Annotated in this window: 20 protein-coding genes and 2 pseudogenes; 15 read left to right on the top strand and 7 right to left on the bottom strand. The window is 69.9% G+C overall.

What is annotated here, in order from left to right:
- Positions 1 to 5: 5 nt before the first annotated feature.
- Genes MXD57_RS23660 through MXD57_RS23650 form a run of 3 tightly spaced genes read right to left on the bottom strand, consistent with a single transcriptional unit; the run spans position 6 to position 2,481 of the window.
- A complete protein-coding gene (locus MXD57_RS23660) occupies positions 6 to 731 on the bottom strand; it encodes an ABC transporter ATP-binding protein (RefSeq protein WP_250403775.1) in 726 nt (241 codons plus the stop codon).
- Positions 728 to 1,954, bottom strand: coding sequence for an efflux RND transporter periplasmic adaptor subunit (locus MXD57_RS23655; RefSeq protein ID WP_250403774.1), 1,227 nt, complete (start codon positions 1,952 to 1,954; stop codon positions 728 to 730). Before MXD57_RS23655 ends, MXD57_RS23660 begins: the two co-directional genes overlap by 4 nt.
- Positions 1,955 to 1,968: 14 nt before the next feature.
- The gene (locus MXD57_RS23650) at positions 1,969 to 2,481 is read right to left on the bottom strand and encodes a hypothetical protein (RefSeq protein ID WP_250403773.1); all 513 of its coding nucleotides are present in this window, start codon (positions 2,479 to 2,481) and stop codon (positions 1,969 to 1,971) included.
- 130 nt (positions 2,482 to 2,611) lie between these two features.
- Here MXD57_RS23650 and MXD57_RS23645 point away from each other — a divergent pair, with 130 nt between their 5' ends.
- The 5 genes and pseudogenes from MXD57_RS23645 to MXD57_RS23630 all read left to right on the top strand — a co-directional run bounded on the left by MXD57_RS23645 (position 2,612) and on the right by MXD57_RS23630 (position 6,515).
- Positions 2,612 to 3,268, top strand: coding sequence for a response regulator transcription factor (locus MXD57_RS23645; protein ID WP_250403772.1), 657 nt, complete (start codon positions 2,612 to 2,614; stop codon positions 3,266 to 3,268).
- A 17-nt stretch (positions 3,269 to 3,285) separates the two neighbouring features.
- Positions 3,286 to 4,542, top strand: coding sequence for a sensor histidine kinase (locus MXD57_RS23640; RefSeq protein WP_250403771.1), 1,257 nt, complete (start codon positions 3,286 to 3,288; stop codon positions 4,540 to 4,542).
- Between the two features lie 415 nt (positions 4,543 to 4,957).
- Positions 4,958 to 5,347, top strand: a pseudogene (locus MXD57_RS23635) (transposase family protein); the annotation flags it as partial.
- 36 nt (positions 5,348 to 5,383) lie between these two features.
- The gene (locus tag MXD57_RS32180; RefSeq protein ID WP_441350708.1) at positions 5,384 to 5,671 is read left to right on the top strand and encodes a helix-turn-helix domain-containing protein; all 288 of its coding nucleotides are present in this window, start codon (positions 5,384 to 5,386) and stop codon (positions 5,669 to 5,671) included.
- A complete protein-coding gene (locus MXD57_RS23630; protein WP_441350707.1) occupies positions 5,586 to 6,515 on the top strand; it encodes an IS630 family transposase in 930 nt (309 codons plus the stop codon). Before MXD57_RS32180 ends, MXD57_RS23630 begins: the two co-directional genes overlap by 86 nt.
- On the opposite strand, the gene MXD57_RS23625 is transcribed toward MXD57_RS23630, so the two are convergent.
- Complete coding sequence (locus tag MXD57_RS23625) at positions 6,473 to 7,015, bottom strand: TetR/AcrR family transcriptional regulator (RefSeq protein ID WP_250403770.1); 543 nt, start codon at positions 7,013 to 7,015, stop codon at positions 6,473 to 6,475. The genes MXD57_RS23630 and MXD57_RS23625 overlap by 43 nt on opposite strands.
- A 90-nt stretch (positions 7,016 to 7,105) precedes the next feature.
- On the opposite strand from MXD57_RS23625, the gene MXD57_RS23620 reads away from it, so the two are divergent.
- On the top strand, positions 7,106 to 7,846 hold the full coding sequence (locus tag MXD57_RS23620) for an alpha/beta fold hydrolase (RefSeq protein ID WP_250403769.1): 741 nt from the start codon (positions 7,106 to 7,108) through the stop codon (positions 7,844 to 7,846).
- A gap of 405 nt (positions 7,847 to 8,251) precedes the next feature.
- Here the strand turns inward: MXD57_RS23620 and MXD57_RS23615 are convergent.
- A pseudogene (locus tag MXD57_RS23615) lies at positions 8,252 to 8,639 on the bottom strand (transposase family protein); the annotation flags it as partial.
- Positions 8,640 to 8,759: 120 nt separating this feature from the next.
- Here MXD57_RS23615 and MXD57_RS23610 point away from each other — a divergent pair.
- The 4 genes from MXD57_RS23610 to MXD57_RS23595 all read left to right on the top strand — a co-directional run bounded on the left by MXD57_RS23610 (position 8,760) and on the right by MXD57_RS23595 (position 12,433).
- Entirely contained in the window at positions 8,760 to 9,404 is a 645-nt protein-coding gene (locus MXD57_RS23610; protein ID WP_250403768.1) for an RNA polymerase sigma factor, read from the top strand.
- Positions 9,401 to 10,471 (top strand): CU044_5270 family protein, encoded by a 1,071-nt coding sequence (locus MXD57_RS23605; RefSeq protein ID WP_250403767.1) that lies wholly within the window; start codon positions 9,401 to 9,403, stop codon positions 10,469 to 10,471. The genes MXD57_RS23610 and MXD57_RS23605 overlap by 4 nt, the downstream gene beginning before the upstream one ends.
- Positions 10,472 to 10,775: 304 nt before the next feature.
- On the top strand, positions 10,776 to 11,180 hold the full coding sequence (locus MXD57_RS23600) for a DUF6183 family protein (RefSeq protein WP_250403766.1): 405 nt from the start codon (positions 10,776 to 10,778) through the stop codon (positions 11,178 to 11,180).
- Positions 11,181 to 11,623: 443 nt separating this feature from the next.
- The gene (locus MXD57_RS23595) at positions 11,624 to 12,433 is read left to right on the top strand and encodes a hypothetical protein (RefSeq protein ID WP_250403765.1); all 810 of its coding nucleotides are present in this window, start codon (positions 11,624 to 11,626) and stop codon (positions 12,431 to 12,433) included.
- Between the two features lie 687 nt (positions 12,434 to 13,120).
- Here MXD57_RS23595 and MXD57_RS23590 read toward each other — a convergent pair.
- Positions 13,121 to 14,110 carry an alpha/beta fold hydrolase gene (locus tag MXD57_RS23590; RefSeq protein ID WP_250403795.1) on the bottom strand — a complete coding sequence of 330 codons (990 nt, stop codon included), beginning with the start codon at positions 14,108 to 14,110 and terminating at the stop codon, positions 13,121 to 13,123.
- Between the two features lie 158 nt (positions 14,111 to 14,268).
- Between MXD57_RS23590 and MXD57_RS23585 the strand changes: the two genes are divergently transcribed.
- The 3 genes from MXD57_RS23585 (at position 14,269) to MXD57_RS31595 (ending at position 16,239) form a co-directional block, all read left to right on the top strand.
- On the top strand, positions 14,269 to 14,898 hold the full coding sequence (locus MXD57_RS23585; protein WP_250403764.1) for a helix-turn-helix domain-containing protein: 630 nt from the start codon (positions 14,269 to 14,271) through the stop codon (positions 14,896 to 14,898).
- 412 nt (positions 14,899 to 15,310) lie between these two features.
- The gene (locus tag MXD57_RS23580; RefSeq protein WP_250403763.1) at positions 15,311 to 15,763 is read left to right on the top strand and encodes a hypothetical protein; all 453 of its coding nucleotides are present in this window, start codon (positions 15,311 to 15,313) and stop codon (positions 15,761 to 15,763) included.
- A 350-nt stretch (positions 15,764 to 16,113) separates the two neighbouring features.
- Entirely contained in the window at positions 16,114 to 16,239 is a 126-nt protein-coding gene (locus MXD57_RS31595; protein ID WP_284505988.1) for a hypothetical protein, read from the top strand.
- 403 nt (positions 16,240 to 16,642) lie between these two features.
- On the opposite strand, the gene MXD57_RS23575 is transcribed toward MXD57_RS31595, so the two are convergent.
- Positions 16,643 to 18,403 carry a S8 family peptidase gene (locus MXD57_RS23575; protein ID WP_250403762.1) on the bottom strand — a complete coding sequence of 587 codons (1,761 nt, stop codon included), beginning with the start codon at positions 18,401 to 18,403 and terminating at the stop codon, positions 16,643 to 16,645.
- Positions 18,404 to 18,900: 497 nt separating this feature from the next.
- Between MXD57_RS23575 and MXD57_RS23570 the strand changes: the two genes are divergently transcribed.
- Both MXD57_RS23570 and MXD57_RS23565 read left to right on the top strand, forming a co-directional pair.
- Complete coding sequence (locus tag MXD57_RS23570; RefSeq protein ID WP_250403761.1) at positions 18,901 to 20,400, top strand: hypothetical protein; 1,500 nt, start codon at positions 18,901 to 18,903, stop codon at positions 20,398 to 20,400.
- 82 nt (positions 20,401 to 20,482) lie between these two features.
- Positions 20,483 to 21,478 carry a hypothetical protein gene (locus MXD57_RS23565; protein ID WP_250403760.1) on the top strand — a complete coding sequence of 332 codons (996 nt, stop codon included), beginning with the start codon at positions 20,483 to 20,485 and terminating at the stop codon, positions 21,476 to 21,478.
- The last annotated feature ends 12 nt before the right edge of the window (positions 21,479 to 21,490 follow it).

The following is a 21,490-nucleotide window of genomic DNA, read 5'->3' as shown; positions in this document are numbered from 1 at the left end:
GACCTTCAGCACGGCGACACCGCCTGGGCGTCGGCCGCGCCGGTCTGCGTGGCACCGGGCGCGGAGTCGTGCACGATGCGGCCGTCGCGCACGTGGACCTGGCGGGGCAGGGAGGCGGCGATCTCCCGGTCGTGGGTGATGATCACCACAGTGGTGCCCTCGGCGTTCAGGGCACGCAGCAGGTTCATCACGGTGGTTCCTGAACGGGAGTCCAGGGCCCCGGTCGGCTCGTCCGCGAGGAGCAGGCTCGGCTCACCCACCAGGGCGCGGGCGATGGCAACACGCTGCTTCTCGCCGCCGGACAGCTCGTGGGGCCGGTGGTAGACGCGGTGGCCGAGGCCGACCCGTTCCAGGGCTGCCCGGGCGGCGACGCGACGCTGAGCGAGCGGGATGCCCGCGTACAGCAGGCCCTCGGCGACGTTGTCGAGGGCGCGGACACCGGCGGTGAGATGGAAGTGCTGGAAGACGAAGCCGATGTGCAGCGCGCGCAGCGCGGACAGCTCCCGGTCGCCGAGGGTGGCGACGTCGTGGCCGTCTACGGTGACGGTGCCGTGGTCGGGCCGGTCCAGGCTGCCGATCATGTTGAGGAGGGTCGATTTGCCTGACCCGGAGGGGCCGACGATGGCGACCAGTTCGCCGTGGCGGATGTCGAGGCTGACGCCGTCGAGGGCGGTGACGCCCCCGGGGTAGGAGCGGGTGATGCGGTCAAGGCGCACGACGGTGGAGGTCATCGCGGCACCCCGACCTTGTCGCCCGCCTTCAGTCCGTCGCCGGTGATCTCGACCCGGCCGTTGGCGAACATGCCGGTCTTCACCGCGACGGTGGTGGTGACGGAGCCCTTGACGACTTGGACGCCGTAGCCGCCCTCCGACAGGGCGAGGAGTGCGGAGATGGGCACGGTCAGCACGTCCTTCTTCTTCTCGGAGGTGATCTCCACGTCGACGGGCGCGCCGTCGTAGCTGCCGAGCTTGTCCTTGTCCTTGTCGTCGATCCGGACGGTGACCTTGATGACCGTCTTGCCGTCGTCCCCTCCCGGCCCTCCCCCGCCGTTCTCGGTGCTTGCCACCTTGCCGACGGAGGAGACGGTGCCGGCCGCGCGCGCCCCGTCGGGCAGGATGACGGCGACCGCGTCGCCGCGGCGCACGAGGTTCTGCTTCTTGGCGTCGAGGTCGATGACGACCAGCCGGCCGGTGCTGGTGTACGTCAGGACGGGTGAGCCGGGCCGGAGGGGCTCGCCCGGCTTCACCTCGTGTCCGGTGACGCGTATCTTGCCGCCGGCGACGACCAGGTCGGCGGGCTCGACCGTGCCCGTCTGCGGCACGCCGAGGCTCTTCTGCCAGCGCTTGACCGCTGCCGCGGTCTTGTCGGAGTACTCCTCGTCGGCAGTGAAGCCGGTGTAGCCGAGGGCGGCCAGCGCACGCTCCACCTCGGCAACGTCGGGGCCTTTCGCTCCGGGGCGCAGTGCGCGGTAGAGCGGGGTGTCGCCGTAGATGAGAGGGACGGGCTGCCCGTCGACCTTGAAGGCGTTCTGACCCTGCGCAATGGTGGTGCCGGGTTTCGGCATCCAGGTCAGGGTGCCCGATGCGCCGCTCAGCAGTGGCTGCTTGTCGCCGTAGCCGAGGCTGCCGGTGACGGTGTCCTCGCGGGCGAGGTCGGAGCGGGTCACGGTGGCGGTCGCCGGTGGCAGGCCGCTGCCCTTGTCAGTTTTCCCGCCTTCGTCGCCGGCGCCGTACGCCACCACCCCGACGGTCCCCAGGACGACCGCGACGGCAACCGCGACGAGGGCGACGACGGTGCGGGGGCGGCGGGTGCGTGGCGGCCCCTGCCGGGTGTCGTCGAGAGGCGTGTCCGGCGGGTTGTGTGCGGGTGTCTGTGCTGGGTCCGCCGGAGTGGGGAGGTGGTCGGTGCGCTTGGGCCTATCGTCCGCGGTGCCGGTGTCGGGTGTGTGTGTCATGGCGTCGCCGCCCGTCACCGCTGGGAGGCGGGGTTGACGTCCTTGCACTTCTCCGCGGCGGCCCGGAGCTTGTCCATGTCCTTCATGGCGTCCTGGTCGACCGGCATACCACCTGTCTCCGGGTCGGGGTCCGGGGCGTCGTAGCCGTTGGCGCGCAGGCACTTGACGTACTCGCGCATCTGGGCGAGTTGCTTCGCGTCGGGCTTGTCCTGCATGTCCTGCGCGGTGGGTGCGAACTCCTTGCACGCCGCGAGCGCGGCCTCCACTTCCTCGGGCGAGGCGATTTGCTCGGGCGCGTCCTCGCCGGCCTTTCCGCCGGGTGGCGCCACGCCTCGCTCGGAGAGGCAGGCGGTGTACTTCTTGCTCTTCTCGGCGGCGGTGAGTTGCTGTTCGCCCTTCTGCTTGTCACCGCCCGCGGAGGCGACACTGTCGTCGCCGCCGTTGTCGCCCCCGCAGGCGGCGAGCAGGAGGCTCATCAGCGGTATGGCGGCCAGCAGGCCCCAGCGAGTGCGCGATTTGGTACGCATGCGCTCGACAATCCCTTCCGTGCCGGGCGTCTCCCGGCGTCGGGGACCAGTAGAGGTGGGGCCCGGTATCACCGGCGTAACCGGAAGTGTTTACGTTCCGGTTATCCGCGCCTCTGCCATCCTGTGCGGCATGAGAGTGCTGATCGCCGAGGATGAGCGCATGCTGGCCTTCGCCCTCGCCGAGGGGTTGCGCGAGGAGGCGTTCGCCGTCGACCTGGTGCACGACGGCGACTCCGCCCTGGAACACCTCTCCGTGCACGACTACGACGTGCTCCTGCTGGACCGCGATCTGCCGGTGGTGCACGGCGATGAGGTGTGCCGGGCCGTCGTGGAGTCCGGCGGCAGCACCCGGGTGCTGATGATCACCGCAGCCTCCGACGTTCCCTCCCGCATCGACGGTCTCGCCCTGGGCGCCGACGACTACCTCCCCAAGCCGTTCGCCTTCGAGGAACTCGTCGCCCGCGTGCACGCCTTGGCCCGCCGTGCTCGGCCTGCGGGCCCGCCCTCCTACGAGCGAGCAGGTCTGCGAATGGAGACCGCTCGCCGCGAGGTCTACCGCGACGGTCACCACGTGTCCCTGGCACGCAAGGAGTTCGCCGTCCTTCTGGAACTGCTCCGGGCGGACGGCGCGGTCGTCTCGGCCGAGGAGTTATTGGAGCGGGCATGGGACGAGAACATCGACCCCTTCACCAACGTCGTCCGCGTGACGGTGATGAAACTGCGCAAGAAGCTCGGCCAGCCGCAGGTCATCCTGACCGTCCCGGGCGCGGGGTACCGAATCCTGTGAGGCGCCTCGCGCGGTCGATGCGACTGCCGCAGCCGCCCATCCGCATCCGGCTCACGCTCCTGTACGGCACCTTGTTCATGGCCTGCGGGGTGATTCTGCTCGGCGTGACCTACCTGCTGCTCGAAGCAGGGCTGGCCGACCGGTTCCAGGCGGCGGGGGCCCTGTTCGTCACCAGGGAGGACGGGATCACTTGGGTGTCCGAAGCCTCACATGCCCCCCTCGCGCAGGACCTCCGGGCCAGCCCGGCAGCCAGCAGTCCCGGACTGCGTGAGCTGGAGGAGAGCTACCGGGCCGTGGCCCTGCAGTCCCTGCTGCGCCAGGGCGCCCTCGCGCTGGGCGGACTCACGGTCGTGGCGACGTTCTTCGGCTACGTGATGGCCGGCCGGGTGCTGCGTCCCCTGGACCGGATCGCGCAGACCGCGCAGCGCATCGCCTCCCGCGGCGACCTCGCCGAGCGGCTGGCATTCACCGGTTCCCGCGACGAGGTCACCCGGCTCGCCGACACCTTCGACACAATGATGGGTCGCCTGGAGAAGACCTTCCAGGACCAGCAGCGCTTCATCGCCGACGCCTCCCACGAACTGCGCACGCCTCTTGCCATCAACCGCACCCTCATCGAGGTGGCCCTACGCCGCAGGACGGCCACCGAAGACACCCGGCGCCTGGGTCTCTCCCTGCTCACCGTCAACGAACGCAACGAACGCCTGATCAACGGCCTCCTTGCCCTGGCCAAGGGGGAGGCGGGGATCGCCGACTACACGCCCGTCGACCTCGCCGCGCTCGCCCGTCACACCGCCGAATTGCACCAGCCGCAAGCGGACGCGGCAGGCATCGGCCTGCGGCTGGAGATCCGACCGGTCATCGCCTCGGGCAACGCCGTGATGGTGGAACGCATCATCCACAACCTGCTGGAGAATGCCGTCCGCTACAACGGGCCGCATGGCTGGGTACGCCTCACCACCGGCACCGCCCCGGACGGCGGCGCCGCCCTGACGGTTGAGAACACCGGCCCCGTGGTCGCGGGCGACGACGTCGAGGCGCTCTTCCAGCCCTTCCGTCGCCTGGCAGCGGACCGCACCGAATCCGAGCGGGGATCGGGCCTCGGCCTGGCCATCGTCCGGGCCATCGCACGCTCCCACGGCGGCGAGGTCTCGGCGCATCCTCGCAAGCACGGCGGACTCATCGTCACCGCAACCCTCCCCCGTTGGGTCCCGCCCCGCTCCCACGGCGGCCATCGCGGGGCGAGAAGGGGAGACGCAGACGGCGCCCGGTGAAACCGGGCGACGGGCGCGGACGGGGCCACGCACCGCCTACACCGCGGTGGTAGGGCGTGGCCCCCCACGAGCCCAGCGAGATCCGAACCAGAAGTGCCAGGCGGCACAGCACAGTCCCTCTGAGATCGGGCCGGACAGCGCAGCGGCCCTGTCGATCGTAGTCGGCGACACCCCGGAGCGACTGGGCAGCGATGCTTCCTTCGCCGCCCTCTGCTGCGTCAGTCTCGTCGAGCAGTCCTCTCGGGCCAGAGCCGGCATCGACCGCTCAACCGGAGTGGGGACAGACAGACCAACGCCGCCTTGCACCGCATCGCGTCACCCGCATGCGACTGGACGAAGCCACCCGCATCAATGGGGAGCGGCGCGCCACCGAAGGAAAAGGGAAGCGCGAGGCAATGCGCCGCCTGAAACGCTACACGGGGTGAGCATGGAGGTCGTCGCCGATCCGTTCGGTCGGCCACCGTGGCCTTCCCCTCCCCTGCCCGGGGCCCTCCACGACGTCCGCCCGGCCCGCGAGCACCGTGTCATCGACGCTCTCTCAGGGGCCCGCATCGTCTGCTGGGCCGACACGGGATACCAAGGAACCGGGGGCACGGTCCGTGTTCCTCACCCCGGCCGGTGGGAGACGCTGTCCGCAGACCAGCAGGCCGTCAACCGGTCCCGCGCGAAGATCCTGGCGCTGGTCGAGCAGGCCGTCACCACTCTCAAGTCTGGCGGCTTCACCGTAGACTCCGACTCCTCAACATCCCGGATCACAAGCTTCGTCCAAGCTGTCCGGTCCTCCATTCGCCGCCTCAGCCATTGATCCGAAACGGTTTGGGTTCTGGTTCCTTGGTGGGGTGTGAGCGATCCGGTGGGGAGCGCGCGGCATCCGTCGCCGTCGGCACAGGAGGCCCTGCGGCTGCGGGCGGTGGCCGCGTTGGTGGCGGGGCACGACCGTGAGGACGTGGCGGCGGTCTTCGGGGTGTCGCTGAAGGCGGTCGACACCTGGTGGGCGAAGTCGCAGGCCGGCGGCCGTGAGGCGCTCGTCATGCGCCCGCGGGGTGAGCCGGGTCGGGGTGCACCAGGTGCTCGGGGAGGCCGAGCAGGCCGCTGTGCGGCAGGCGGTCCTCGATCACCGGCCCTGTGACGCGGGCTTGAGCGGGCAGTTGTGGACGCGGCGGCTGATCGGTGACCTGATCGCGAAGCTGTACCGGGTACGGCTGACCGACCCGGGGGTGGGCAAGTACCTGCGACGCTTGGGGCTGTTCTTCCAGCGCCCGGACAAACGGACCGTCGAGCAGCCCGAGGCCGTGCGTCGCTGGCACCAGGAGACCTGGCCGAAGATCCACGCGAAGGCGAAGGCCGACGGCGGTGAGATCCTCTTCGCCGACCAGGTCGGCATCCGCTCCGATCAGGTCACCAGCCGCACCTGGGGAGAGAAGGGGAAGACGCCCGTGGTGCGGCGGAGCGGGAACCGTTTCTCCGTGAACGCGATGTCCGCCATCAGCGCCAAGGGCCGGATGCACTTCATGGTCTTCACCGAGAGCTTCACCGCCGAGGTGATGTGCCGCTTCCTGGACCGGCTCGCCGGCCACTTCGACCACAAGATCCACCTCGTTGTCGACGGGCACTCCGCCCACCGTTCCTGGAAGGTCCGCGACTGGCTCGCCGCCCACCCCGAGGCTGTCGAGCTGCACTTCCTGCCGCCGTACTCGCCCGAGCCGAACCCCGACGAGCTGGTCAACGCCGACCTCGAGCACAGCCTGCCCCGGCAGCACCGAGCCCGGGATCAAGCCGAACTCGCTGGCCGAAACCCGCCGCTTCTTCCGCCGACGCCAGCCAGAGCCGATGTGGCAACTGCCGGACATCCATGGGCCCGCACACTCCGAAGCACCATGCGGCCTCCGGCCCCATCACCAGGCTCGGGCCCCACCTCCGGATGTGGCCGTCAGGGGGTGGGCGCGAGGCCAACCTGGAGGATGCCGAGGTAGTTGTCGATCGCTGCACCCTGCCGCTCCGCAGGGTGCTCACTGACAGCGTGAATCAGTCCGCACAGGAGCTTGAGCAGGTTCTCGCCGGTGAGGGCAGCGACCGGGTTGATACGAGCGAGCAGGTGAGAGGTGACTTCCACCAGCTCCGTCTTGGCCCGGTGCAAAGAGTCCGTCTCGTCGGACCCGGTGATCAGAACGTCAGTGAGGCCCGGTTGGGCCATGGCTGCCAGGAGTGCCGTGCGGAGGAAGTCAACAAGGGCCTTGGTGGGGTCGGGGTGTCTGCCGACTGCGTTCGCGGCATCGATGAGTTCTCGGACCGCCTCGGTCAGGACGGACTCCAGCATGGCCCGCTGCGTGGGGAAGACCCGGTAGACCGTCCCCACGCCTACTCCCGCCTTGCGTGCGAGCTCGTTGAGGGTGAGCGTGGTCTCCCCGCGCATGACGGCGCTGTGGGCCTCCTCGAAGATCCTCTGCCTGTTGCGTGCGGCGTCGGCTCTCATGGCCCTCCTCGAAATCAATATGGATAGCCTATCAGGCGGGTGCTAGAGTGAAGTGGATAGATAATCCACTTCACTCTGTCAGGAGCGGTCATGACCGTCGTGTTGATCCATGGAGTGCCCGAGACGCCCTCTGTCTGGAACGAGCTCCGGGAGCGGATCGACCGCCCCACCACAACCGTGCGACTGCCCGGATTCGGCAGCCCTCGCCCGGCTCGCCTGGATGGCAAGGAGGCATACGCCGCCTGGCTGGCGAACGAGCTGCGAGCCCTCGGTGAGCCCGTCGACCTTGTCGGCCACGACTGGGGTGCGCACCTGGTGATGCGGATCGTCTCCGCCTACGAGGTTCCGGTGCGCAGTTGGGTGTCCGACGTCGCCCACGGCTGGCACCCCGACTATCAGTGGCACGAAGCGGCGACCCTCTTCCAGAAGAGCCCGGACGGTGAGGAGTTGCTCGCCTCGTTGCGCACGCAGACTCCTGGCAGTCCCAGCTTCGGCGACTTCCTCCGCCCCCGAGGGATGAGCGCCGATCTGGCCGCAGAGGTCGACAGCGTCCACGACGAGGAGATGAGCACGGCCATCCTGACGCTCTACCGTTCGGCCTGGCCCAACTTCCACACCGACTGGGGCCAGAGCTTCGACCGCCCCGCTCCGGCGCCGGGGCTCGTCCTGATCCCGACTGGCGACCCCATGGCCCAGCCTGCAATGGACCTGGACGTGGCCAGGCGAATCGGGGCGCAGGCAGTGGAACTGGACCACCTCACCCACTACTGGATGCAGCAGGACCCCGATCGGGGCGCGGAGGTGCTGAACCGGTTCTGGGGGACCGCATGACATCCGGGTGGCGTGCGACGTCCCTGCGATGGCAAGGCCGCTCGCACGTGAGGGCGGGACCGTGATGGCGGTGACTCAGTCCGGTCCCAGGCCGAACGGTGGGCCGGCGAGATTGAGGGGGCTCGGCCCCACCCTCCAACTCCTCAGTGCCAGGAAGGATGGCCACCTCCGCAAGGGACGTCCACTCATCGATCTCGCCCTACCCAAGACTGCACGGTCAGTCACCGGTGCCGGGCTGAGACAGCACCAGGAACAGCAACTCAGCCGTGGTCCGGATTCCTGATGGTTCGGAACCGCAGGACCTGTCTCCGCGCGGGCGTCGCCGCCCTTCCCGGCCCTGACCCCGACGCGGGGCCGCGCGCCGCAGACCGCCTCTTCCCTCGCTCTGCAACTCAATGAGCATTCTCAGCGTTGACGCTCCGGAGCAGGGACGGCAACGACGATGACCGTCATGCGGTTGAGGCTGCAGCGAGCTCCGTGGAAGACGCGCCAGGACCCCAGTCTCGCCACGCCTCGTTCGGCCGGTGCTCGTGCCGCTGACAGGGCCCGGTTGAGCGTCCGCTGGCTCGCGGTGAGGCTCTGGTGCGGAGTACGCCTGATCGGCGTGGTCACCCAGGAGCCGGCCCCGATGCACGCGCAGCCGGCGAGGACGGACACGCCCTGGCGTTCGCAGATCCGGATGATGCGGTGGGTGCGGGCCGCAGTGAGATCGTGAGTGCGGCCGGGCAGTGCGGACGAGACCCACAGCCGGCTTGCCCGCGAGGTCGGCAACGACCTGCATGTTCACGCCGTTTGCGGCGCTCGCCGGGATCCGTCTCCGTCACGTTCCTGTACGGTCGCCGCCCTGGCGGGCTGCGCGAGGGGTGTGACGCGGCTCACGGGAACTCGTCCGCTTCGACCGTCAGTTGTAGATGTGACCACAGATATGCGAACCCGGGTGCGAGACGGGAATCCGGATGCCTTCGCGGAGCTCTTCGACGAGTGCGCCCGCGCGGTGTACAACCATGCCTTCCGGCTGACCGCCGACTGGTCGCTGGCCGAGGACGTCATGTCGACGACCTTCATGGAGGCGTGGCGGCGCCGTGCCTCGGTCGAGGCCGAAGGAGGCTCACTGCGGCCGTGGCTGCTGGGTATCGCCACCAACGTCGCCCGCTCCCACTACCGCAGCAACCGCCGTTACCTCAAGGCGGCAAGCGCCGCAGCCGCCGCGAACGCCACCGAGGAACAGGTCGAGGACCACGCCGAGGAGACCGTCGGACGCCTGGACGACCAGCGTCGTATCAACGCCACACTGGCCGCGCTCAGTCTGCTCAACCGTCCTGAGCGCGAGGTCCTGACGCTGTGCATGTGGGAGGGGATGGAGTACGCCGACGCGGCCCGTGCCCTCGGCATTCCGATCGGCACCGTCCGCTCCCGCCTCTCCCGTGCCCGCGCAAAGCTGCGCAGACTCGCCGACACACAACTGCTCGAAGGAAAACGGGAACTCAACCGCGCGAACCGGCAGATAACAGGTGACCGCGGATACGCGGTCCGGTCCGCGCAGGAAGGAAACCGATGAACGCCAGCCCCTCCCACCAGCCTCACCCGGCTGAGTGGACGGAGACGCAGAGCCTTCTGCCCGCCACCGAGCGGGATCTGCCGGCGGGCCGCCACCAGTTCCACAAGGAGCAGATGATGACCCAGATCCAGGAAGACCTCCGCACCGCCGCTGCCGCCCGCGTCGCACCTGCGAAGCGGTCCAACCCGTTCCTGCGACGCACGGTCCTGATGCCCACCGCGGCGCTCGCCCTGGCCGGCGCAGTCGTGGGCGGCCTCGCCTTCACCGGCGGCAAGACGGACGGGAAGACCGCGCTGGCCACCGGCCCCGCACTGACCACCCGGATCGGCGTCGCCAACGCCAAGGGAGCCCCCGAACTCCTCGACCGCATCTCCCTGGCCGCCGCCGGCACCTCCGCGCCCGCCCCGCACGCCGGCCAGTACGTCTACATCGCCTCGAAGGTAGCCGACACCTACGTCAAGACCGTCGACGACAAGTCCCGGGTGGTCAGCGACGAACTGCACTCCCGCCAGGCCTGGAGCTCCCTCGACGGCAAGGACGGCTGGCTGATCGAGGCCGGCCAGACGAGCGACAACGGCATGACCCTGGCGAGCGACGTCCCCCACAGTGGGGCCTACAACGCCCTGGCCAAGCTGCCGACCGACCCCGACGCACTGCTGCGGAAGATCTACAGCGAGTCGGAGACCTACCGGGACCCCGAAGTCCCGCGCGACCAGGCGGCGTTCGTTGCCATCGGTGACCTGCTGACCGAAAGCTACCCGCCCGCCGACGTCAGCGCCGCCCTGTACAAAGCCGCAGCCAGGATCCCGGGGGTCACCGCGGTGGACGACGCGGCCGACGCCACGGGCCGGCACGGAATCGCGATCGCCCGGGAGAACGACGCCGACGGCCAGCGCACCGAGTGGATCTTCGACAAGAAGACCCTGCAGTTCCTCGGCGAGCGTGTCGTGGTGGTCAAGCCCGTGAAGGACAGCGAGTTCACGGTTGGCACGGTCACGCATACCAGCGCGATCACCCAGCGCGCAGTCGTCGACGCCAACAAGCAGGTCCCCGGGCAGACCGGCTGACGCCCCGACAGCACCTGGCCGCCCGATCGTTCCGCCCGTTCCCGCCCGCGCTGCTCGCCCAGGCCCGGCCGGGCGGGACGAACCCGCTCACCTGCCCGGCCGGCTCCAGGAATTCCTGCTGGGCGGCCTTGCTGTCGGCCTCCAGCGACGCTGAAGGTCCCCTCATGTGGAGTCCGTGATACCAGGGGAAGTTGAGGTTCATGGGCTCCAAGCAACATAAGTACGACGCCGAGTTCCGTGAGGGTGCGATACGCATCGTGATCGAGACGGGCAAGCCGATCCCGGAGAGGCTGCTACCGCAGCGGTGGCCAACTGGGCGGAGGAGTCCAACGGCCGCGGCGAGGCCGGAACGTACGAACTGGCGGAACCAGTCGAGGCGGAGGTCCTTCCCGGCCTGTTGGCAGCACTGGGGCTGGAGTCCCTGGGCGGCGTCGGTCCGCCCAATACTCCAGCCGAATCCGAACAGCCTCCGGACGCTCGCCAAGCCTGGCGACAGCGCCGGGCGAACACCTGGTTCCAACTCTCCCGCCCGGACGCCCTGAACCACTACGCGGCCCTACGAAAGCTCCTTCTCCAGCAAGGTGACCTACTCGTCAAGAAGATCGACACCGGGGCGCTACTTGATCAAGTGGGCGGGCGTCTGATCATTTTGAGTCATAGCCCGCCCTGGACGACAGATTGCATGCCGACACGACAGCTAGCCTGCTGAGTCACAATCGAGTGAGGGCGGCGCATCAAGATTTGCCAACTAGCACACTCCATGTGCCAACTACCGTCCTCGGTCACAGCTGGCTTCTTGACCGCCGACGCGGAATGTATGCTTAACTGGTTTTTAAAATCAGCCATCTCCAGAGCTCATCCGACGAGTTGAGCATGTTTAATCGGGCACCTTCACGGGTGCAAGTATGGCTGGTTTCTCCTCTTTTCGGCGTTGGCCCGTAACGGCCGGGCGATGAAGCCGCCGCAGGTGCCGCTTGCGTACGTTGCCGGCTGAGTCGTGGTCCGGCCTGTTGGGGCCTGCCATCGAGAGCGGTGTCGGGTACCGCCCCTGGATGATCTAGAGTTCCGGCGGCGGCAGTCGATCCGCCGTTCGGATACTCGACTCAGGGGTGGGGATTGATCACTGAAAAGTCTGCTGCTGTGCAGCGGAGAATGCCGACGACCGTGCGGCGGGTAGCCGCCACGGCGGTGGCCGGGGGCATGGCGATGGTGGGGGTGGGGCTCACGGCGCCGGCGGCACACGCGGCCGAAGGCGACATCTCGTTCTCGAACGTCGTCCTCAACAACGGCAAGCCCATCGTCGTCGGCCTCAGTGCCGAGGTCGAGGCCCCGCTGACCTACACGGTCAAGAGCAGCGTGTCACTCGACGACTGGTGGGTCGAGGCCTACCGCACCAACGGGACCACTAAGTACCTGCTTGCGATCTCCACGACTCGGTGGAGCTGCAGGACATCCTCCGCAGGGGGCTACACATTCCGCGACTGCGCCGAGACGATGACCATCGACCCGGACGGCATGCCGGGCGGGAACGGCAACCATCTCGTCAACAGTGACGCCGCGGCGTGGAAGACCCTCGGGACGGGCATCAAGAAGAACGGCGGTTACGACACCGACCTGCTCTCCGCGACGGTCCGCCTCCAGCGTGCCTCGCGTATCCAGAAGGCGAACGCGTCCCCCGAACCCGTCGCAAAGGGCAAGCCGATCACCGTCACCGGCACCGTGCAGCGCGCCAACTGGAGTCGGCACCGCTACGACAACTATGGTGACCGGCTGGTGAAACTGCAGTTCAAGCCCGCCGGTTCCAGCAGCTACTCCACGGTCAAGTCGGTGACTTCCAGCAGCACCGGCCACCTGAAGACCACCGTGACAGCCTCCCAGGACGGCACCTGGCGCTGGAGGTACAGCGGCAACACCACCACCGGTGCCAGCAACTCCTCGGGCGACTACGTCGACGTGACCTGACACCCGTACCACGGTCACCAGCCTGACCGCACAGTGAAGACCCCGCTCCGGCGGGGTCTTCACCGTGCCCATGATGGCAGCTCGCGCCGGGGTCTCCGTCAGCCCGGGACGGTAGGGCCGCCGTTACTGATGATCTTCGCCTGGTGTCGCGCCACAGCCATTGGTGGCGGCAGGTCAGGGCAGACCGTCCAGCGACATCACGCGAGGAATCTCAGTAGCGGCGGGACCACCTGCACCAGCGCCCGGTCGTACGGCGCTCGGTGACCAGAAGCAGACCGAGAATCCCAGCTCAGGACCCCCTCCCTCGGCATGATCGATGAGACGAGCGCTCGGCTCCGTCCACGGCTCTCCCGAGACGCCCCGTTCCACCTGCCCTGAGTCTCGACTCAACCTGTCAGCCCGCAGGTCAGCGACCCTGTCTCTGCAAGACCTAATGAGACGGGACAGGGACTGTCGCTGAGGGCTCGATTCTCACGGCACCTGTCGGTTCCGTCACTCGGGAGGGTGAGGATCTCCGCTGCTGCCCGGACGATGTCCATCGAGAAGCCACGATCGATTGATACGCCGCACCCCGGCCGTCTCAGTCACGGTGGCGACGCCGCAGCTCCCAACAAGATCAAGAGACACCTGCATTGCGACAGGACGACTCCGGACGAACCGCCAAGCTGCCCAGGTAGCCCGTCTGGTTCACCCCTGGAGGGTGGCAAGCCAGTCGGTCAGCAGGCGGTTGACCTCATCAGGGCGCTCCTGCTGGATCCAGTGGCCGCAGCCGTCCAAGAGGTGGGAGGCCGACAGGCCGGGGAGAGTGGTGGAGTAGGTGTCGATGGCGTCGGACAGCCAGGTGGTGGAGGCGTCCAGGGCGCCGCCGATGAACAGGGACGGCTGCTTGATCGGGGCTCCGCGGTGCGGGGCGAGGTCTTCCCAGTCTCGGTCCATGTTGCGGTAGCGGTTGAGTGCGCCGGTGATCCCTGTGCGCTCGAACTCCCCGGCGTAGACGTCGAGGTCGTCCTCGCTCAGCCAGGCCGGGAGGACTCCCGTGGGGAAGCGGTCGCGCAGCCGGCCGCCGCCGCGGGCGACGAAGTGCGGGTCGGGCTCGCCCTGGGCGGGCATGGTGTCGGCGGACAGGGCCGTGTAGAAGCCCGCGAGCCAGCCCCGGACGTCGGGCTCGATCTCCGCCTCGGCGCGGCCGGGCTTCTGGAAGTAGGAGACGTAGAACTCCTGCTCGGGGCCGCCGATCTGGCCGAAGATGTCGGTGGGGCGGGGACCGCCGGGCGGCGCGTAGGGGACGCTCAGCAGGCCGACGGCGCGGAAGACCTCGGGGTGGAGCAGGGCGGAGGTGGCGGCGATGTTGGAGCCCCAGTCGTGGCCGACGACCACCGCGTTCTCCTCGCCGAGGGCGCGCACGACGGCGACGTTGTCCTCCACCAGGTCGAGCATGCGGTAGGCGTCGGTCGCCTCCGGCTTGGAGGAGCGGCCGTAGCCGCGCACGTCGATCGCCACTGCCCGGTACCCGGCCGCGGCGAGGGCCGGGAGTTGGCGGCGCCAGGAGTACCAGGACTCGGGGAAGCCGTGCACGAGCAGGACCAGCGGGCCGATGCCCTGCTCCACCAGGTGCAGGCGCCCGGCCGGAGCCTCGACGGTGCGGTGGCGGAGCTCGGCGGTCGGCTCGGGCTGCATGGGCTGCATGGGCTTCTCCTCGGATCGCGGGGGGGGGGAGGGAGGCGGCTACCCATCGATCATGGGGCGCGGCACCCGCCCGACGCGACCAGGCTTGCCATTCTGGCAAACTTGCAGGACAGGGCGATGGAGCGGCACGGCAAGTAAGGAGCGGGAGGGTGGCAGTCGACGACGTGGACGGCACACTGGCCGCGATGGGGCCCCGGCTGCGGGCCGCGCGCGAGCGGCATGGCGCGACGCTCGCCGGTGTCAGCTGTGCGACCGGCATCTCGACCAGCACGCTGTCGCGGATCGAGACCGGCCGGCGCAAGCCCACCCTGGAGGCAGTGCTGCAGCTGTCGAAGGAGTACGGCGTCTCCCTGGACGAGCTGGCCGGCGCCGCACCCGCCCCCGCGGCCGAGCCGCGCGCTACGGCGCCGCTGAGCTTCGGCGACGACAAGGCGGTGCTGCCGCTGACCCGGTACGTCGGCGGCCTGCACGCCCACAAGCACATCCTGCCCGCCCTCGAGGACCCGCCCGCGCGGCCCCGTCAGATCTCCCACGACGGCCACGAGTGGCTGTGCGTCCTGTACGGGCGGCTGTGGCTCGCGCTCGGCGACCAAGACCTCATCCTGACCCCCGGGGACGTCGCCGAGTTCGACACCCGCACCCCGCACGGGGTGGCGAACGCCAGCCCCGGCGGTCCCGTCGAGTACCTGATCATGTTCGGACCGCAGGGCGAGCGCCTACGGCCGCGCACCCCTCCAGCGGCTGGTCGCGGGACTGGTGACAGAAAGGCTGCTGAATGAGCATCTGTGACAAGCCGCGTGCCTTGTTGGTGACAACCACGCTGCGTCGTCCTCATGGGATGCGGTCCTTCGGATGCTGCTCAGCTATCGCGTGCCCAACGGGGCTGCTTTGTCGGTGGCGGCGCGTAACGTGAGCCGACACACCGCACTCGCAGCAGGAATCGCCATGCCACTCACCGGGGAGCAGTCCGCTTCCGTCGCCGTGCCGGCCGCGCGCCGGCGTCGGCCGCGGCGGTCGTCAGTCCGTCACGGCCAGGCATCGTGCGCCGACTACGGCTGTACCCGTGCCGAGTGCCGCCACGCAGCACTGCGTGCCCGCCGCCGGCGCGACCAGGACCGCGCGCGCGGTCTGTCCACCCGTGTCCCACCGCACGCCGCCGCTCGGTGGGCGGTCCGGCTGCGCGAGCACGGCATGTCCGCGCAGGACATCGCCGACCGAGCCGGGCTCTCCGTGACCCTGATCCGCCGCGTGCTCCGGACCCCCACGCAAGGCACCACAGTCCGGAACATCGCCCGCACCACTGCGGACGCCATCCTCGGCATCCCGCTCCCCCACCGTCGCACCCCCGACGCCCCGGGCCTGACCGACTCCGCGGAAGCATCGCGGCTGTTGGCCGACTTGGCACGTGCCGGATGGCCCGCCACCACACTCGCCCTGCGCCTGGGTGTCAACGCCCGTACGATCGCCGAGGTCCGCGATAGGCGCCCCCGCCTCCACCTCGACCTGGCGCTGCGGATACGCCGCCTGCACCGCGACCTGATCGGCCGCGACCCGGCCAGCTACGGCATCCACCCCGCCGACAGCGCCCGCAGCCGCGCCGCAGCCGACCGACGCACCACGGCGACAGCCGCCTTACCCGGGTAGCTCCCACACGATGTCGGACTCTCGTCGTTGACGTGCCGCACAGGGCCATGACCTGCTTCTTCTCGTGAACTGCTGCGCGTGACGAGGTGGTTGGTTGGCTAGGCTGCCCACTGATGTGCGGGGTGTACCCCGCTCTCGTCATCCCCGACAGTCCGCTCACCCGCTGCCAGCTCCGCTGAGAGCAGCGCGTACGAACTGCGTCCGTGGTGGGCGCGCTGCCGGGAGCAGGGCGTCGAGGGTCCGGCGATGGTCGCTGCCCGGCAGGCGCTGAAGCACGCTGAGGGCGCGGTGCCGCTGCGCCAGGACGACGTCGTGCAGACCGCCTGAGCGGCCCTCCCTCCCGCCCACCCGTGCTCGAGCGCACCCTGGCCTTCTTCGCCCTGCCGCTGGCGGTCGGCGCCTGGCTGGTCGGCAAAGACGCCGACGGCCACTCCCGGAACTGCGCGGGCCCGCCGTCGGCATCACCGACCCCGTGACCTGCGTGCCGTACGGCCTCGACACGCGTGTACCCGCACTGACCGTGCCAAAAGCAGCGCCCGCCGGCCGGCCCGTCCACGCAGCGGCCGAGGACGGCTGCGACCTCCTATGAAGCAGCGGTCGCCCTCGCATCGTTCCTGATCTGGGCAAGATCCGTTTGAATACGGACCCTAGATCATGCTGAAGACCGGTCAGATGAGCCAGGCGGGGTGCTCGTAGCCTCGTCGTGCTGACGCCGCCCTGCTCCGGGCCGCCGCAGTCGGCGGTCCAAGGCAGGGCGGCGGTGGTGACCGGTTCGGGGCCGCGGACGGCGGCCGTGCGGTTTGTCAGGCCGGCAGGTGGAACTGCTGGTTGGTGGTGCCTGTGCAGGACCAGATCTGCAGGGCGTTGCCGGGCCTTGCGCTAGAAGGTCAGGTTCCAGGCGTCGATCTTGCCTGTGTCGAAGGCGGCGTTGTCGTTGACGCGCAGTTTCCAGGTGCCGTTCGCGACCTCCGAGGAGGCGTTCACGGTGTAGGTCTGGGCGATGTTGTCGGCGCTGCCGCCTGTGCGGTTGTGCAGCGTGTAGACGGTGCCGTCCGGCGCCACCAGGTCGACCTTCAGGTCACCGATGTAGGTGTGCTTGATGTCCACACCCACCTTGAGGGTGGCCGGGGCGTTGCCGGCCACACCGGTGACGGCGATCGGGCTCTCCACGGTCGCGTTGTCGTTGATGGCGAAGTCCGTGAGGTTCTCGAAGTACGTGCCGGGCGGCGGGGTGGTCCCGACGGCCTTGAGGGCGTCGACCTGGCCTTCGCCGAAGAACGAGTTGTTGGCCGTCGTGCCCGTGCAGCGGCTGTCCGAGGGGCAGGCGATGTCGTTCGCCTGGGCGGCCAGCTTGGCGCGGAGCTGCGCCGGTGTGATGCCCGGGTTGGCGCTGGCGATGAGGGCCGCCACGCCGACCACGTGCGGGGTGGCCATCGAGGTGCCGCTCTTGCTGCCGTAGCCGCCGCCGGGGACCGTGGAGTACACGCTGCTGCCCGGCGCCGCGACGTCGATGACGCCCTGACCGTAGTTGGAGAACGAAGCCTTGGTGACGCCCGTGCCGTTGGCCGCGACCGTGACCACGCCCGGCAGTTCGGTCGGGATGTCGAGGCAGGCGTTGGTGATGGTGCGGGTGACCGGCGTCGAGTCGTTCGGGCTCGCGGAGTCGGTCGTCTTGTGGGCGAGGTCGTAGTTCTCGTTGCCCGCGGCGGCGATCTGGAGGGAGCCCTTGCCCTCGGCGTACTCCTGGGCGCGCTTGACGCCCTCGATGATGGCGGCCTGGTCGATGTTGTCCGGGCAGTTGAACTGCCACGGGTCTGTGTAGTAGCTGTTGTTGGTGACCTTGAAGCCGTGGTCACCGGCCCAGACGAAGCCGCAGATGGTGTTCTCGGCGAAGAAGAAGGAGTTGCCCGGCTCGGCGACCCGGACCGCGGCGATCTTCACCCCGGGTGCCACGCCGACGACGCCCTTGCCGTTCTTGGCCGCGGCGACGGTGCCCGCTACGTGGGTGCCGTGCGTGTCGACGTCCCGCCACGCCCCGGCACGGGTGTCGGGCTTGCCGTAGGCGCAGGAGACAGAGTCGGCCGCGTCGAAGTTGGGCGCCAGGTCCTGGTGCTGGTCGTCCACACCGGTGTCGAGGATGCCGACCGTGACGGAGGCGGAGCCCGGGTTCACGGCCCAGGCCTGGTCGGCCTTGATCTGGCTCATGTCGGCCCGGACCGGTTCTCCGGCAGGGGTCGAGGCCTGGGCCGGATTGGGCGGGAGCGCCGGGTCGTAGGCGGCGGCCGGGACGTCCGAGGTACGGGTGGCGCCGACCTGCTGCACGCCGCCGACGCCGCGCATGGTCGCGGCGAATGAGCTGGACGCCGAGTGGGCGACGATCACGCCGATGGCGTCGAAGTTCGAGAAGACGGTGCCGCCGTTGGACGTGATCGCCGAGCGGACCGCCGAACTGTCGCCGGGGGCGGTGATCACGAGGTAGGCACGGGTCCCGGCCACCCAGGTCGCCGTCTGGGATGCCGGCACGGCGGCCGGAGCGTGGGCCTTGGCGGCCGGTGCGGTGGAGGGGACGACGGGGAGCGTGCCCGCGAGGGCTCCTGGGGCGCCGAACGCGAGGGCGGCGCCGAGCGCGGCGGCCAGCACCAGCGTGCGTCTAGGGCGGCTGGATATGTGGGGTATCAATGCGTCCTCCGAAGACGGCCCGGCCGTGCTGAGGGCACCGGCCGGGCCGTACGAAACGAGTGGTCGTTGCAAGATTGTCAGGTGCATGGCCTTTCGAGGAAGTACCTTTCCGTACACAGACGCGATAAGAGCATGGCTGAAAAGAGGCGCACTCCGAGCGTCGGATGTCGGGACCCACCTCGAACTCGGCGACGTCGAGCGCGCCTCGGCGTACGCCGCCGGCTGGTGCGCGCTGTGCTGCCCGCGCCACAGCCACGGACCCACGCGGCGACCGACACCGCCCGTACCCTGCCGGACGTCGGCGGCGCACTGCTCTCGGCCTTCAAGTGAGGTGAGGCACCGATGGACCAGCACGAGCATTGCGCCTGTCACGAGAGCGCTCTGACCTTGCGTCAAGCCTTTCTGGACTGGGCGCCCGTGATCGTAACGGCCATCACCGTACTGCGGTCTTTCTGGTCGTGACCAGGAAGCCGTATCGCCCCGCCGCAAGGGCTGTGCTCGTCGCACCGGAGATCGTCACCGCCGTGGTGGCCTCCGTCCATGACGCCTTCGCCCTGAGAATCCCGCGCGCTCCAAGGGTGGGAACAGGGCTCGACCAGGACGCGGTCCTGCTCGACCTGCTCAGCCTCCGGCCCTCCTCCCGCCGGATCCGGCGCAGCAACAACGACCCCGTCAACGTCAGACGGTCCTTCGCGCCCCCTGCCACGATCGGCGTAGTCGGCGCCACCAGCCCCTTCGCCGTGCGCGGACCCCAGGCGCCGCCCCGAACCGAACTCTCGGCCATGACCGAACCCGCACCGGAGATGCTCGACCTCGTCGCCGACCGCCCACTGACCGCCCTCGCTGACATCGCCTTCGCACGTCTGGACACCTTTGCCGCCTGGGACCCGGCGACCGAGGCCCCGCCGGAGCTCGTCTTCCTCAGGGCCGAAGGGGCCGACATCAAGGCCCGCCTGGCACCGCTGGTGGATTCGGACTCCGCCGGCGTGCTGTACGCGCTGGGCGTGCCCATCGTGGCGAGCGGCATCATCGCCGGGTTCTTCGCCGGTTTCGTCGGGTCGGAGCTGTGGCAGGACCCGGACATGGTCGACCGCTGGCGCGCGATACTCGGCCGGCTGCGGAGCCTGGCCGAGGACGTCGTCTTCCTCGAGGAACAGGCCGAACTCGACCTGCCGCTGGTGGAACGCCTGTTGTGCGAGTGCCTGGACACCGCCGCCCACCGCCTCGACGCCTGGGTGACCTCGCTGGCCACCGCCCGCCTGGCCGCAACCCGCGACCAGCCGTCCGGGCTGCGGACCGGCGCCTACGGCTGGCTGGTGGACGTGGCACCCGCGGAGCCCGCGCACCGCATCGCCAGCGACGGGTACCTCGTGGCTCCCTCCCTGCACCATGCCACGACGGCGGCGGTGCTCCGCTCGGGCTGGCTCGCCCACAGCAACCAGGACGCCTTCGCCGTCAACCTCACCTCCCGCCGGGTGCGCAGCGCCCTCGCGCTGCTGGACGGCGTACGCTCCGGGCAGGACCTCGCCGCACTGCTGGCTGCCCGCGAGGCACTGGGCAGCGGGCGGTCGGCGGCACGCTCCTGCTGCGTCCTGGCTACCGACGCCGTCACGGGCACCGGATCCACCGCGACCCCCGATCCGCACAGCCTCGCGGGCCTGGTGGTGGACGCCTGGACGGAATCGGTCCCGTGGGAGGGACGTGAACCGGGTACGGCGGAGGAAGTCGCCGCCTTCGCCTTCCACGCGGCTCGACCCGGTGCCCGCGCCCCGCAAGCCCTGCTGCTGGCCGTGCCGCCCGACCGGTCACGGGGCTGGCGGATGCAGGACGTGCACGCTGTCATCGAGGAGACCTTCGACCTCGCCCGGATCCGGGCCCTCGACCTCATCGACCTGCCCGAGATGCGCGGCCCACTGCCGCTCGAGCAGCCCTTCATGGTGGGTTTCGGGGAGCTCTGAGACCAGTGAGCCGCTTCGAACCAGTGCCCCGCGACAACGGCGTCGGCGACGGGGTGGCGCACGCGTCCACGATCCGCTGTGGATGCTGAGCCGCCAGTGGCAGTTCGGCGAGTTCGTCGGCGAGGACGCGGGCTCCGCCGTCCAGGTCGACGTCAACGCCGACACGCACCCTCTGGACGGCTGGCGCCCGGCTACCGAGTTCGCCTTCCGCCCTTACGACCCCGGTGCCGAGCCCCTGGAGCGGCTGGTCGAGGAGGAGCCCGCCGCCCCCGGCACCGATCCGCGGCTGCGGGTCACGGCGGGCGCCCGCTTCGCCCGGCAGCTCGCTGATGCGGCGCTCGCCGCGAAACTGCCCGTCTTTGCCGTCCGCTACGGCTTCACGGGCGGGCATCCCGCATCGCGCGGACTGGCGGCCGCCCTGCACCGTCGGCTGCCGGACGGTGCCGCCCTGGCCACCGGCCTGCGCGTACTGACCGGTCCCGACGGCGCCGCCGCGGCGGCCGAGGCCCAAGCTCTGGGGCTCGATGCGGCCGCCCGGGCCGCCCTCGCCGCGCCGGCGGCCGCGTGGCTCAAGTGGTGGCAGACCAGGGCACCTGCCCCCGCCCAGCCGGAAGGCGCCACCGGACGGCGCCCGGCAGCTTGGAACGACAACCGCCTCGAGTACGCCTTCTCCGTACGGGCCTCCGGACTCGGCGACACCGAACTGGCCGCCTCCGAGTACACCGGCGGGCGCCTGGAGTGGTACGCCCTGGACGCCGTCCCCACGTTCGCGCCCGGCGAGGGCACGGAGCCGCACGATCTCTTCCTGCGCGGGGTACCTGCCCCCGCCCGGTACGGCGGCATGCCCGCCAACCGCTTCTGGGAGATGGAGGACGCCAGGATCGACCTGGGCTCCGTGGACGCCGCCCCGCACGACCTCGGCCGGCTGATGATGGTCGCCTACGCCACCGCGGGCGGCAACGTGCTCGGTGAGCTCGTCGTCCCGGCGCCGACGCGCAGAGGGCCTGCCGGGCCGACGGGCATAGATGGCGGCATCCCTCGACGAGGCCGGAGGCGCCGTCCCGTCCTGCGGACATAGGCCGCGTGTACG

This window comes from Streptomyces cellostaticus (assembly GCF_023630175.1).
Classification (GTDB): domain Bacteria; phylum Actinomycetota; class Actinomycetes; order Streptomycetales; family Streptomycetaceae; genus Streptomyces; species Streptomyces cellostaticus_A.
The sequence above is the reverse complement of the archived record's forward strand: the minus strand, read 5'-3'. Positions and strand labels throughout refer to the sequence as shown.